Here is a 13,471-nt window from a genome sequence, read left to right on the forward strand (position 1 = left end):
GCTACCCAATGCATAAGCTGCGCTATTCTACCCTTTGCTATATATGATCGCAAGGTGAGCAGAAAGCGCTTAATCCGTGTATTCGACGACTAAACGACGCGGCGCAATGCGGCCATCATCATCTATTTCGCCCACACCGATAAACTTACGTTCTTCGCCTTCAGTGATGCGAACCATGCCACTCGCCGGCGCACCAGATGCCTGAACAGGTTGCCCCTGTTTAACATATCCGGCCACCACGGGCAGCAGATTCACTTCCGGGAAGTCTTCACATGCGCTGTCCATCGGCAACAACAACGGATCCAGCAAAAGACGAGGCTCTATGCCCTGCTCTTCAGCCTGAGCAATCAACTCATGGAGTTTTTCCATGGTGACCATACGCTCAGAAGGATAGGTTGCGACCTGCAAACGACGCAGATAAGTCACGTGCGCACCACACCCCAACTTCTCGCCGAGATCATCGACAATCGTACGGATGTAAGTACCTTTTGAGCAGTGAATTTCCAGCTCAACTTCGAAACCTTCCCAGCGGATGAACTTGAGTTCATACACTGTGATGCTGCGCGATTCACGCGGGACTTCGATACCCTGGCGCGCGTACTCATACAGCTTTTTCCCTTCGTATTTCAGTGCAGAATACATGGAAGGAATTTGCTGGGTTTCCCCGCGAAAGCTGTTGAGTGCGTCATCCAGTTGCTGCTGACTGAAGGTTACTTCTCGTTCAGAAATGATCGCGCCTTCAGCATCAGACGTGTCCGTGCGCTGTCCCATACGGGCGATAACACGATAACGCTTATCGGAATCGAGCAGGAATCGGGAAAACTTGGTGGCTTCACCTAAGCACAACGGCAACATGCCGGTAGCCAGAGGATCCAGCGCACCGGTATGCCCTGCACGATTAGCGTTATAAAGACGTTTAACCTTTTGCAGAGCATCGTTGGACGACAAGCCAATCGATTTGTCCAGTAGCAGAACGCCGTGAATGTCACGGCCGCGGCGACGTGGGCGACTCATTTATACTTCCTCGTCATCGCCTGCAGCTGAACGACGTTCAGCATCGTTCTTCACAACGTTGGTCACCAGGTTAGACATGCGCATACCTTCAACCAAAGAGTTGTCGTAAGCGAAAGTCAGTTCCGGCACGACGCGCAAACGCATTGCTTTACCGATCAGCGTGCGGATGAAACCGGATGCGTCCTGCAAAGCTTTGATGCCATTTTTAACACGATCAGGATCGTGATTGTCAGTCGTCAGAACATCCAGGAATGTCACGAAGACTTTGGCATAAGCCAGATCGCGTGAAACTTCAACGCCTGAAACTGTCGCCATTCCTACGCGCGGGTCTTTGACTTCGCGCTGTAAGATAATAGCGATTTCTTTTTGCATCTCCTGAGAGACGCGCTGAGTACGGCTAAATTCTTTTGCCATGATGCTTTTCTCCTCACTTGATCCAGACAAATAAGGGGGCGCAAGGCCCCCCATCTGGATATCCGCTACTTCGCAAACGTTAAGCGATAGTACGTTTGATCTCGATGATTTCGAAGACTTCGATCACATCGCCAGCACGCACATCGTTGTAGTTCTTAACGCCGATACCACATTCCATGCCGTTACGAACTTCAGCAACGTCATCTTTGAAGCGACGCAGGGATTCCAGCTCGCCTTCGTAGATCACCACGTTATCACGCAGTACACGGATTGGGTTGTTACGCTTGATCATACCTTCAGTAACCATACAACCTGCAATTGCGCCGAATTTAGGTGACTTGAACACGTCACGAACTTCAGCCAGGCCGATGATTTGCTGTTTGTACTCTGGCGCCAACATACCGCTCATCGCCTGCTTAACTTCGTCAATCAGGTTATAGATAACGGAATAGTAACGCAGATCCAGGCTTTCGCTTTCTACGACACGGCGGGCAGAAGCATCTGCACGGACGTTGAAGCCCAGAATGATCGCGTTGGAAGCAGCAGCCAGCGTTGCATCAGTTTCGGTGATACCACCTACGCCCATACCCACAATTTTGACTTTCACTTCGTCGGTAGACAAGCTCTGCAATGCATCGGAAATCGCTTCGCAAGAGCCCTGTACGTCAGATTTAAGAACGATGTTCAGTTCAGAAACTTCACCTTCGGTCATGTTCGCGAACATGTTCTCCAGTTTAGATTTCTGCTGACGAGCCAGTTTAACTTCGCGGAATTTACCCTGACGATACAGAGCAACTTCACGAGCTTTCTTCTCGTCACGAACAACGGTCACTTCATCACCCGCAGCCGGTACACTGGACAGACCCAGCACTTCGACAGGGATTGAAGGACCTGCTGACAGAATGTCACGACCCATTTCGTCACGCATCGCACGGACACGGCCGTATTCGAAGCCACACAGAATGATGTCGCCTTTGTTCAGCGTACCTTCCTGAACCAGAACGGTAGCAACCGGGCCGCGACCTTTATCCAGGAAGGATTCGATCACAACACCACTCGCCATACCGGTGCGAACAGCTTTCAGTTCCAGAACTTCAGCTTGCAGCAAGATGGCTTGCAACAGATCGTCGATACCCGTACCGACTTTCGCAGAAACGTGGATGAACTGAGACTCACCGCCCCACTCTTCCGGCATAACGCCGTACTGAGACAGTTCGGTACGAACGCGATCCGGATCAGAGTCTGGCTTATCAATTTTGTTGACTGCAACGACGATTGGCACGCCAGCCGCTTTCGCATGCTGAACTGCTTCGATCGTTTGTGGCATCACGCCATCATCGGCAGAAACAACCAGAACCACGATGTCCGTAGCCTGAGCACCACGAGCACGCATCGATGTAAATGCGGCGTGTCCCGGAGTATCCAGGAAGGTGATCATACCGTTTTCGGTTTCTACGTGATAAGCACCGATGTGCTGGGTAATACCACCGGCTTCGCCCGCAGCAACTTTCGTTGAGCGAATATAGTCAAGCAGGGAAGTTTTACCGTGGTCAACGTGACCCATGATGGTGACAACCGGAGCACGTGGCTCGGCAGCAGCAGATGCGCCCGTATCACGGTCGCTCATCAGCGCTTCTTCCAGCTCGTTCTCACGACGCAGGATAACTTTGTGACCCATTTCTTCAGCAACCAGCTGAGCAGTTTCCTGATCAATAACCTGGTTGATGGTGGCCATGGCGCCCAGTTTCATCATCGTTTTGATGACCTGAGAACCTTTAACGGCCATTTTGTTTGCCAGTTCGGCAACGGTAATGGTTTCACCCACCACCACGTCACGGTTCACTGCAACAACAGGCTTGTTGAAGCTCTGTTGCAGAGTGCTTGGTTTGCGTTTGCCTTTACCATTACGGCCAACAGCACGGGCTTCTTCGCGATCCGCTTTAGATTCGGACAGCTTGTTGCCTTTCTTCTGTTTGGTCGCCTTGCCGCCGCGGGTACGGCTACGACGTTCGCCTTCAACTTTGGCGTCATTCTCGTCTTCAGCAGCACGGGCATGGGTAGAAGTGGTGACATGATAGTCAGCAGATTCTGATTCGCTTGGCGCGACAGTTTCAGTCCAGACACCAGAGTCAGCCATTTTACGGGCTTCTTCTGCAATGCGCTTGGCGTTTTCTTCAAGCTTACGCTGGGCTTCTTCTTCCGTTTTGCGTTTCAGCTCTGCGGCTTCAGCTTCACGGCGTGCTTTCTCTGCCTGAGCTGGTTTGGTTACTTCGTCGGTATGTTGATTCGTCACTTTATCTTTTTCCGCTGCGTCACGCTTAGCTTTATCAGCGGCCTCACGTTTAGCTTGCTCTTCGGCGGCGCGCTTGGCTTTTTCCTGAGCTTCGCGCTGGGCTTGCTCTGCTGCTACACGCTGTGCCTGTTCTTCCGCGTCACGCTTCGCCTGCTCTTCCGCTTCGGCCTGGGCAATTTCTGCCTCGGTCATATCACGTTTAACATAAGTGCGTTTCTTGCGGACCTCGATTTGCACCGATTTACTCTTCCCGCCGGTGCTCGGAATATTCAGTGTACTACGCGTTTTGCGTTGTAACGTCAGTTTGTTTGTCGCACCTGCGTTTCCACCATTCAGATGCGCCAACAATGTTTCTTTTTCTTGCTGGGTCACAGAGTCAGATTCGGACTTCGAGATCCCTGCATCAGCGAATTGCTGTACCAGGCGATCTACCGGTGTCTGAATCTCTGCCGCCAGCGATTTTACAGTTACATCTGTCATGCTGTTCCTTCCTGCTACAGTTTATTACGCGTTGTCGCCAAACCAGCAGATATTGCGCGCAGCCATGATAAGTTCACCAGCCCGCTCGTCAGTAAGACCTTCAATATCAGCCAGATCGTCGACACCCTGCTCGGCAAGATCTTCCAGCGTACAAACCCCTTGGGCAGCCAGTTTAAATGCCATGCTACGTTCCAGACCCGCCAGGTTCAGCAGATCATCAGCAGGCTTTTTATCACCGAGACTTTCTTCCTGGGCTAAAGCAATGGTGGTCAGCGCTTCTTTTGCACGTTCGCGCAGCGCGTCCACGGTGTCTTCATCCAGGCCGTCGATTTCAAGCAGTTCGTTGACTGGCACATAAGCCAGTTCTTCAAGCGTAGAGAAACCTTCTTCTACCAGAACCGTGGCAAAATCTTCATCAATGGCCAGGTATTTCGTGAAGGTATCAATCGCAGCGTGTGCCTCAGCCTGATGCTTGGCTTGCAGGTCGTCTGCTGTCATCACGTTCAGTTCCCATTTGTCATCACCACGATGCTGTTTCAACAATTGGGAGGCCAAACGCACGTTCTGACCATTACGGCCAATCGCCTGTGCCAGGTTGCTGGCTTCGACGGCGATATCCATGGTGCATTTATCTTCATCAACAACAATGGAAGCGACGTCTGCCGGCGCCATAGCGTTGATCACGAATTGCGCAGGATTGTCATCCCAAAGGATGATATCGATACGTTCACCGCCCAGTTCACTGGATACGGCCTGAACGCGTGCGCCACGCATACCGACACAGGCACCTACCGGGTCGATACGTTTATCGTTGGTTTTCACTGCGATTTTTGCACGGGAACCCGGATCACGGGCTGCCGCTTTAATCTCAATCAGCTCTTCACCGATTTCTGGAACTTCGATGCGGAACAGTTCGATCAGCATTTCGTTACGTGAACGGCTGACAAACAGCTGAGCGCCACGCGCTTCCGGACGAACATCATACAGCACGCCACGGATACGGTCGCCAGAGCGGAAGTTTTCACGCGGAAGCATGTCTTCACGCAGGATAACGGCTTCAGCGTTGCTGCCTAAATCCAGTGCGATGCTGTCGCGGTTTACTTTTTTAACGACACCAGTGACGATTTCGCCCTGCTGTTCGCGGAATTGCTCAACCACCATTGCACGTTCTGCTTCACGTACTTTTTGTACGATAACTTGTTTAGCAGTCTGCGTGGTGATGCGGTCGAAAGTGACCGACTCAATTTGGTCTTCGATGTATCCGCCAAGTTCGATGGACGGATCTTCGTATTGTGCGGCCTCGAGGGTGATCTCGCGGGTAGGCTGAGTCACTTCGTCGACTGCAACCCAACGACGGAAGGTATCAAAGTCACCGGTTTTGCGGTCAATGCTGACGCGGACTTCGATTTCCTGCTCGTATTTTTTCTTGGTCGCTGTTGATAATGCAATTTCCAGCGCTTCAAAAATCTTCTCGCGCGGGAGGGATTTTTCATTAGAAACTGCTTCTACAACAGCCAGAATCTCTTTGTTCATCCTAGTTGCCTCTTCCAAACTCTTTAAAAGTGGGGTACCAGGTTCGCTTTCTGGATGTTGCTCAGTGCGAACACTTCATCTTTCCCTTCCACTGTCACCGTGATCATTTCGCCTTCGACAGCTTTGATAATGCCCTGCCATTTGCGACGGTTCTGCACAGCCATTCGCAGGACAATGCTGACTTCGTCACCGAGGAAACGTTGATAATGTTCAGCGGTGAACATAGGACGATCAAGGCCTGGAGAGGAAACTTCCAGGTTGTAGGCGACGGTGACTGGATCTTCTACGTCCAGCACAGCGCTCACCTGGTGGCTGACATCAGCACAATCATCAACATTGATCCCGGCGTCACTATCAATATAGATGCGCAACGTCGATTGGCGAGCCCGAACGAACTCGATGCCCACCAGCTCAAAGCCAAGTGCCTCGACTGGTGCTGAAATCAGCTCTGTTAATTTTTGTTCTAATGTGGACAAGCCCACCCCCAAGACATAAAAAAAGGGCTAAATAGCCCAGTGATTCTGTTGCCAAATAACAAAAAACCCCGATAAATCGGGGCTTTATGCAACTGGACCCTATTTGCCGCACAGGCGGCTTCGGTACAACTTTCGCAAAGTATTATTTTCAAATTGAAGCTTTCAAATTGGAACTGCAGAACATCACAGGAAGATACTGAAAGTCTATTTGAAATAAACACTTAGGGAAAGTGGTTGCGGGGGCCGGATTTGAACCGACGACCTTCGGGTTATGAGCCCGACGAGCTACCAGGCTGCTCCACCCCGCGTCCGAAAACGTGGCAAATATTACGCCGATAACCGCTTAAAAGCAAGTTATCATAAAGATTGGTACCGAGGACGGGACTTGAACCCGTAAGCCCATTCGGGCACTACCACCTCAAGGTAGCGTGTCTACCAATTCCACCACCTCGGCACTCTTTTTTTTCACAATCGCTCATACTGTCCAAGGACAAGCCACTGTTTAAAACTCTGCTTCTTTTGATAAGAAGTTTACTGCTTAGTGAGGAACGTCACTGTTAGGCGCTGCCGGAGCGGCCGGTGCAGTTGTCTGCTCAGTTTGTGCTGGCTGACTTAAGTTTTCCCACTCACTACCTTTTTGGCCTTTATTGGTGCTCATGTTCCCAAGAATCAAACTAATGATAAAGAACAGTGCGGCCAAAATGCCTGTCATGCGGGTCATGAAGTTACCGGAACCACTCGAACCGAACAATGTGCCAGAAGCACCTGCTCCGAAAGAGGCTCCCATATCAGCGCCTTTACCCTGTTGCAGCATAACCAGAGCCACAAGGCCGATTGCTACGATAAGGAAAATCACCAGAAGAGCGTCGTACATAGTAGTACCTGTATCCTCGCGGGTTCACCGCATGCCAATTGCTTCTCACCAATTTAGCAGGTCATTCAAGGACCCACTGAAGCGGGTGTGAATACTAACCAAAGCCGTATTACCGCGCAAGGGCAATTTTCATCAGATTGCTCGTTTGCGGAAAAAATCGTCAAATATCCGTTAAAACAACCAAAGTGATTCATTTTACGCCGCTACCCAAAAAAAGCGGCGGCGAAAAAAATGAAAATTCACCGTTTTTTATCGGCTTACGGCTTCACGGCTTTTACGGCATCAGCGATACGATTCGCCAGTTTTTCGACCAGTGCCGCGTCTTCGCCTTCAACCATCACACGCAGCAATGGTTCGGTGCCTGATTTACGTAACAGCACACGGCCGCGACCACCCAACTCTTTTTCCACTTCAGCTGTCACTTTTTTGACGTCGTCGGATTCCAGCGGATCGTGTTCCCCGGCAAAGCGAACATTCACCAAAATTTGCGGCAATAACTTCATGCCACTGCAAAGATCGTGAAGGCTCATATGGTTGCGAACCATCGCAGTGAGCACTTGCAAACCGGCCACGATGCCATCGCCTGTGGTGGTTTTGTCCAGCAGGATAATGTGACCTGAGTTTTCCGCGCCGATACGCCAGCCTTTCTCCTGCATTTTTTCCAGCACGTAGCGGTCGCCGACTTTAGCGCGGGTGAACGGAATGCCCAGCTGTTTGAGCGCCAGTTCCAGCCCCATATTGCTCATCAGCGTGCCCACGGCGCCGCCTTTCAGCTGCCCCTGACGCAAACCTTCGCGCGCAATGATGTAAAGGATCTGGTCGCCATCGACCTTGTTGCCTTCGTGGTCAACCATGATCAAACGGTCACCGTCGCCATCAAATGCCAGACCGAGGTCAGCTTTTTCTGCCAGAACGCGTTTTTGCAACTGACGTACATCTGTCGCACCGCATTCTTCATTGATGTTCATGCCGTCAGGCTCGCAGCCGATCGCAATCACTTTAGCACCCAGTTCGCGCAGCACGCTTGGGGCAATGTGATAGGTTGCGCCATTGGCACAGTCGACCACAATTTTGAGGCTATTCAGGCTCAGTTCGCTCGGGAATGTACCTTTGCAAAATTCGATATAACGGCCTGCTGCGTCAACGATACGGCTGGCTTTGCCCAGTTCGGCAGATTCTACGCAGGTAAGTGGTTTTTCAAGCTCAGCTTCAATAGCCTCTTCAACTTCATCCGGCAGTTTCGTCCCGTCGATGGTGAAAAACTTGATGCCGTTGTCGTAGTAAGGGTTATGCGATGCAGAGATAACAATCCCCGCTTCTGCCCGGAATGTTCTTGTAAGGTAAGCAACCGCTGGCGTTGGCATAGGCCCGGTGAAAGAAGCCGACAGCCCGGCAGCAGCCAGCCCGGCTTCCAGTGCAGATTCCAGCATATAACCGGAAATGCGGGTGTCTTTGCCGATAATGACTTTGCGCGAACCGTGTCGTGCCAGCACTTTACCGGCAGCCCAGCCGAGTTTCAGAACAAAATCAGGTGTAATCGGGCTATCGCCTACTTTTCCACGAATGCCATCTGTCCCAAAGTATTTACGGTTGCTCATAGTTATTTTTTATTCCTTGCAGAAAGTGTGGCTTCAACGATACGCATCGCTTCAACGGTTTCTTTGACATCATGTACCCGGATAATCTGAGCGCCCTGCATGGCCGCGATGACGGCACAGGCGACACTTCCGGTGACCCGCTTCTCAGGAGACACATGCAGCAGTTGCCCCACCATGGATTTTCGCGACATACCCACCAGGAGCGGTAATCCCAGATGATGGAATTCTGCCAGTCGGGCGAGCATCTGGTAATTGTGTTCCAGATTTTTACCGAAACCGAAGCCGGGGTCGAGTAACAATTTATTTTTAGGAATACCGGCGTTCACACAACGCGCAATTTGCCCGGCAAGATACTGCTCAACTTCAGCAACCACATCCCCGTAGTGCGGAGAATGCTGCATCGTTTTCGGGTCACCCTGCATATGCATCAGGCAAACTGGCAAACCAGTTTCCGCCGCCGCCGCCAGGGCTCCCGGTTCCTGCAACGAACGAATATCGTTGATCAAATGCATGCCCGCATTAGCAGATTCGCGGATCACTGAAGCCTTCGAGGTATCGACGGAGATCCAGACATCAAAACGACTGGCAATCGCCTCAACGACCGGCACCACACGAGCCAGCTCTTCATCTTCGCTCACTTCAGCTGCGCCCGGACGTGTTGATTCGCCGCCGATATCAAGGAGCGTGGCACCAGCATCTACCATCACCTGCGCGTGCCGGATGGCCAGTTCCAGCGTGTTATGGCGGCCACCATCCGAAAAGGAATCAGGTGTAACATTCAGGATCCCCATTACCTGGGGAAAGGTGAGGTCCAGCGTCGACTCTCTGGCGGTGAGGTGCATAAGTCATGTCCCTTCTGGTCAATCAGTAATAGCAGTATCTAAATTCCGGGGGAAAGAATGCACGCATAAAAAACCCCGGGCAAGCCCGGGGTTTGAGAGTTATGCATTATTTGCTAACCAGTGGCTTATTTGCCGCTGAATTGCTCAAACATCGTGTTGCCCGGATTTGGCGTGCGAGGTTCGTCAACTGGCGTTGGGGCTTTAGGCGCACCACCGTCGTTAGAATTGCCGTTACCGTTTTTACCGTTTGCATCGTCCCAGCCTGCTGGCGGGCGAACTTCTGTACGGTTCATCAGGTCGTCAATTTGTGGTGCATCGATGGTTTCATATTTCATCAGGGCATCTTTCATTGAATGAAGGATATCCATGTTTTCCATCAGCAAAGTCCGTGCACGCACATAGTTACGCTCAACCAGTGATTTCACTTCCTGGTCGATGATACGGGCTGTTTCATCAGACATATGTTTAGCTTTCGCCACTGAACGACCGAGGAAGACTTCGCCTTCTTCTTCTGCATACAGTAACGGGCCTAATTTCTCTGAGAAGCCCCACTGCGTCACCATGTTACGGGCAATCGACGTTGCAACTTTAATGTCGTTAGACGCACCGGTAGACACTTTTTCCACGCCGTAGATGATCTCTTCAGCAAGACGGCCACCGTACAAGGTAGAAATCTGGCTTTCGAGTTTCTGACGGCTGGCGCTGATGGCATCGCCTTCAGGCAGGAAGAAGGTCACACCTAATGCACGTCCGCGAGGAATAATCGTCACTTTATGCACCGGGTCGTGTTCAGGAACCAGACGGCCAATAATGGCGTGGCCTGCTTCATGATACGCGGTCGATTCTTTCTGCGATTCTGTCATCACCATGGAGCGACGTTCTGCACCCATCATGATTTTGTCTTTGGCTTTTTCAAACTCAACCATAGACACCACGCGTTTGTTACCACGTGCGGAGAACAGCGCAGCTTCGTTGACCAGGTTTGCCAGGTCAGCACCGGAGAAGCCAGGTGTACCGCGGGCAATCACAGAAGCATCAACATCAGTGGCTAAAGGAACGCGACGCATGTGAACTTTCAGAATCTGTTCACGGCCACGAACGTCTGGCAAGCCAACCACAACCTGACGGTCGAAACGACCTGGACGCAGCAATGCCGGGTCAAGAACGTCCGGACGGTTGGTCGCGGCAATGACAATAATACCTTCGTTACCTTCGAAGCCATCCATCTCAACCAACATCTGGTTCAGCGTTTGTTCACGTTCATCGTGACCACCGCCTAAACCAGCACCACGCTGACGGCCAACGGCGTCAATTTCATCGATGAAGATGATACATGGAGCGGCTTTCTTCGCCTGTTCGAACATGTCACGCACACGAGATGCACCCACACCCACGAACATTTCGACGAAGTCTGAACCGGAAATAGTAAAGAACGGAACTTTCGCTTCACCTGCAATGGCTTTAGCCAGCAAGGTTTTACCGGTACCCGGAGGACCGACCATCAGAACGCCTTTAGGAATTTTACCGCCCAATTTCTGGAAACGGCTCGGCTCGCGCAGGTAATCTACCAGTTCGCTCACTTCTTCCTTCGCTTCGTCGCAACCTGCAACATCAGCGAATGTGGTTTTGATTTGGTCTTCCGTCAGCATGCGGGCTTTGCTTTTGCCAAAGGACATTGCACCTTTGCCACCGCCACCCTGCATTTGTCGCATAAAGAATATCCAGACGCCAATCAGGAGCAGCATCGGGAACCATGAAATAAAGATAGTTGCGAGGAAACTCTGCTGTTCAGGCGGTTCGCCAACAACTTTCACGTTTTTGCTCAGCAGCGTATCCAGTAATTTAGGGTCATTTACCGGGATATAGGTTGTGTACTTGCTGCTGTCTTTTTTGGTTACGTCAATCGCACGCCCATTGATACGTACTTCACGAACCTGGTCTTGGGCCACTTCGGTAGTAAAGGTAGTGTAATCCACCTTACTGCCATTCGACTCGCTGGGCCCAAAACTCTGAAATACAGACATCAATACAACCGCGATGACTAACCAGAGGATCAGGTTCTTCGCCATGTCACTCAAGGGATTAACCTCATATTACAACTGTGTTAACAAACAGCGTTAGGGTACTACTCTTTCCGCCCTGTCGCTACGATGTACACTTCTCGCGAACGTGCTCGGGAAGCGTCTGGCTTACGAATCTTCACCTTCGTAAACAGGGAGCGAATTTCCCGCAGGTATTCATCAAAGCCATCTCCCTGAAACACCTTCACCAGGAAACTTCCGCCTGGTGCTAATACATCCCGACACATATCCAGCGCTAACTCAACCAGATACATCGATTTTGGAATATCGACTGCCGGAGTACCGCTCATATTCGGGGCCATATCGGACATGACCACCTGAACTTTGTTTTCTCCCACGCGTTCGAGCAGCGCTTTGAGAACTAATTCATCACGAAAATCCCCCTGAAGGAAATCGACTCCAACAATAGGATCCATAGGTAAAAGGTCCAGGGCAATAATTCGCCCTTTGTTGCCGATTTGGGTCGCCGCAAACTGCGACCAACCGCCCGGTGCGGCACCTAAATCGACGACTGTCATACCCGGTTTAAACAGCTTATCGCCTTGCTGGATTTCATCAAGTTTAAACCAGGCACGGGAACGCAGGCCTTTTTTCTGTGCTTGTAGCACATATTTATCGCTAAAGTGTTCCTGCAACCAGCGACTGGAACTTGCAGAACGCTTCTTATTAGACATTATTTAATAACCATATAGTTTTCCAACCACCCTGAGTTAGAGCTTTTGGAACAAGCTGTTAGCATCATGACGTCTATGGCTAAGTCAGTATAATTCCCTTCCCGGAGCAGTCCGGGTTGGTGATATACATGAGATGGCGGTAGAATGACCCGTTTTCAATCCCAACTTAAGCAAAAAAGACGATGAATCTTAACAATAAACAAAAACAGTACCTGAAAGGTCTGGCACATCCACTAAAACCGGTTGTCATGCTGGGTAACAACGGCCTGACTGAAGGCGTGCTGGCCGAAATTGAACAGGCGCTGCAGCATCACGAGCTGATCAAGGTAAAAGTCGCGGCAGAAGAACGCGAAACGAAGACCTTGATCGTAGACGCAATTGTGCGTGAAACCAAGGCGTGTAATGTGCAAGTCATCGGCAATATGCTGGTACTTTATCGCCCTTCTACCGAAGACCGCAAAATTATCTTACCGCGTTAATCCGTTAAGGTTTAACGAAAAGCGCTTTAGATTTTCGGAAAGGTGCCACGAAATCACGTTCAGGGAAAGGCCTCAGGTGGCCTTTTTACTTTAGTTTTCAATTTACTGTGAAGCAATTCACTGCATGAATGTGAGATTTACAGGGCGAAACAACGCGTTTCGCCCTTTTTAATGCAGATTTTTAGAGATATTCGACCTTCAGGACTTCGAACTCCACATCACCGCCAGGCGTTTTGATAACAACCACATCATCCTGTTCTTTACCGATCAAACCACGTGCAATCGGTGAGTTCACAGAGATCAGATTCTGCTTAAAATCAGCTTCGTCATCACCCACAATGCGGTAAGACTGTTCTTCTTCTGTATCCAGGTTCAGCACCTTCACTGTTGCGCCAAAAATGACACGACCGGTTGCCGGCATTTTAGTGACATCAATAACCTGGGCATTTGAAAGCTTGGCTTCAATTTCCTGGATGCGACCTTCACAAAAACCTTGCTGCTCACGGGCGGCATGGTATTCAGCATTTTCTTTCAGGTCGCCATGCTCACGTGCAGTGGCAATATCTGCGATGATTTTCGGACGACGGACACCCTTCAGATGGTCCAGTTCTTCACGTAATCTTTCTGCGCCACGCAACGTCATCGGAATCGGTTTCATATATTATTACCTCTAACTTTGTCCTTTCGGTAAACACCGTCCTGATTGAATCAGG

The 13,471-nt window shown here is 50.7% G+C and carries 12 protein-coding genes and 2 tRNA genes; 1 reads left to right on the top strand and 13 read right to left on the bottom strand.

The window, feature by feature from the left end:
- Window positions 1-69: 69 nt before the first annotated feature.
- The 12 genes from truB to rlmE form a co-directional block, all read right to left on the bottom strand.
- Window positions 70-1,014, bottom strand: a complete 945-nt coding sequence (gene truB / locus IV433_RS08850; RefSeq protein WP_195813599.1) for a tRNA pseudouridine(55) synthase TruB — start codon at window positions 1,012-1,014, stop codon at window positions 70-72.
- On the bottom strand, window positions 1,015-1,428 hold the full coding sequence (gene rbfA, locus IV433_RS08855; RefSeq protein WP_101078324.1) for a 30S ribosome-binding factor RbfA: 414 nt from the start codon (window positions 1,426-1,428) through the stop codon (window positions 1,015-1,017).
- A gap of 79 nt (window positions 1,429-1,507) precedes the next feature.
- Entirely contained in the window at window positions 1,508-4,201 is a 2,694-nt protein-coding gene (gene infB / locus IV433_RS08860; RefSeq protein WP_195813598.1) for a translation initiation factor IF-2, read from the bottom strand.
- A gap of 24 nt (window positions 4,202-4,225) precedes the next feature.
- Window positions 4,226-5,734, bottom strand: a complete 1,509-nt coding sequence (gene nusA / locus IV433_RS08865; protein ID WP_152325286.1) for a transcription termination factor NusA — start codon at window positions 5,732-5,734, stop codon at window positions 4,226-4,228.
- Window positions 5,735-5,757: 23 nt separating this feature from the next.
- The gene (gene rimP, locus IV433_RS08870; protein WP_157825410.1) at window positions 5,758-6,210 is read right to left on the bottom strand and encodes a ribosome maturation factor RimP; all 453 of its coding nucleotides are present in this window, start codon (window positions 6,208-6,210) and stop codon (window positions 5,758-5,760) included.
- 231 nt (window positions 6,211-6,441) lie between these two features.
- A tRNA-Met gene (locus tag IV433_RS08875) sits at window positions 6,442-6,518 on the bottom strand.
- 59 nt (window positions 6,519-6,577) lie between these two features.
- Window positions 6,578-6,664, bottom strand: a tRNA-Leu gene (locus IV433_RS08880).
- A gap of 84 nt (window positions 6,665-6,748) precedes the next feature.
- A complete protein-coding gene (gene secG / locus IV433_RS08885; RefSeq protein ID WP_101078321.1) occupies window positions 6,749-7,084 on the bottom strand; it encodes a preprotein translocase subunit SecG in 336 nt (111 codons plus the stop codon).
- A 257-nt stretch (window positions 7,085-7,341) separates the two neighbouring features.
- Complete coding sequence (gene glmM, locus IV433_RS08890) at window positions 7,342-8,682, bottom strand: phosphoglucosamine mutase (protein ID WP_152325287.1); 1,341 nt, start codon at window positions 8,680-8,682, stop codon at window positions 7,342-7,344.
- A 2-nt stretch (window positions 8,683-8,684) separates the two neighbouring features.
- Window positions 8,685-9,524, bottom strand: coding sequence for a dihydropteroate synthase (folP, locus tag IV433_RS08895; protein ID WP_195813597.1), 840 nt, complete (start codon window positions 9,522-9,524; stop codon window positions 8,685-8,687).
- Window positions 9,525-9,649: 125 nt separating this feature from the next.
- Window positions 9,650-11,593: an ATP-dependent zinc metalloprotease FtsH gene (gene ftsH, locus IV433_RS08900; protein ID WP_165059684.1), complete on the bottom strand. Its 1,944-nt coding sequence runs from the start codon at window positions 11,591-11,593 to the stop codon at window positions 9,650-9,652.
- Between the two features lie 56 nt (window positions 11,594-11,649).
- Window positions 11,650-12,279 (bottom strand): 23S rRNA (uridine(2552)-2'-O)-methyltransferase RlmE, encoded by a 630-nt coding sequence (rlmE, locus tag IV433_RS08905; protein ID WP_152325290.1) that lies wholly within the window; start codon window positions 12,277-12,279, stop codon window positions 11,650-11,652.
- Window positions 12,280-12,461: 182 nt separating this feature from the next.
- On the opposite strand from rlmE, the gene yhbY reads away from it, so the two are divergent.
- A complete protein-coding gene (yhbY, locus tag IV433_RS08910) occupies window positions 12,462-12,758 on the top strand; it encodes a ribosome assembly RNA-binding protein YhbY (RefSeq protein WP_095923662.1) in 297 nt (98 codons plus the stop codon).
- A 181-nt stretch (window positions 12,759-12,939) separates the two neighbouring features.
- Here yhbY and greA read toward each other — a convergent pair whose 3' ends face one another.
- Window positions 12,940-13,416, bottom strand: a complete 477-nt coding sequence (gene greA, locus IV433_RS08915; RefSeq protein ID WP_152325291.1) for a transcription elongation factor GreA — start codon at window positions 13,414-13,416, stop codon at window positions 12,940-12,942.
- Window positions 13,417-13,471: the final 55 nt, after the last annotated feature.

The organism is Rahnella laticis (assembly GCF_015644585.1).
In the GTDB taxonomy this organism is placed as follows: Bacteria; Pseudomonadota; Gammaproteobacteria; order Enterobacterales; family Enterobacteriaceae; genus Rahnella; species Rahnella laticis.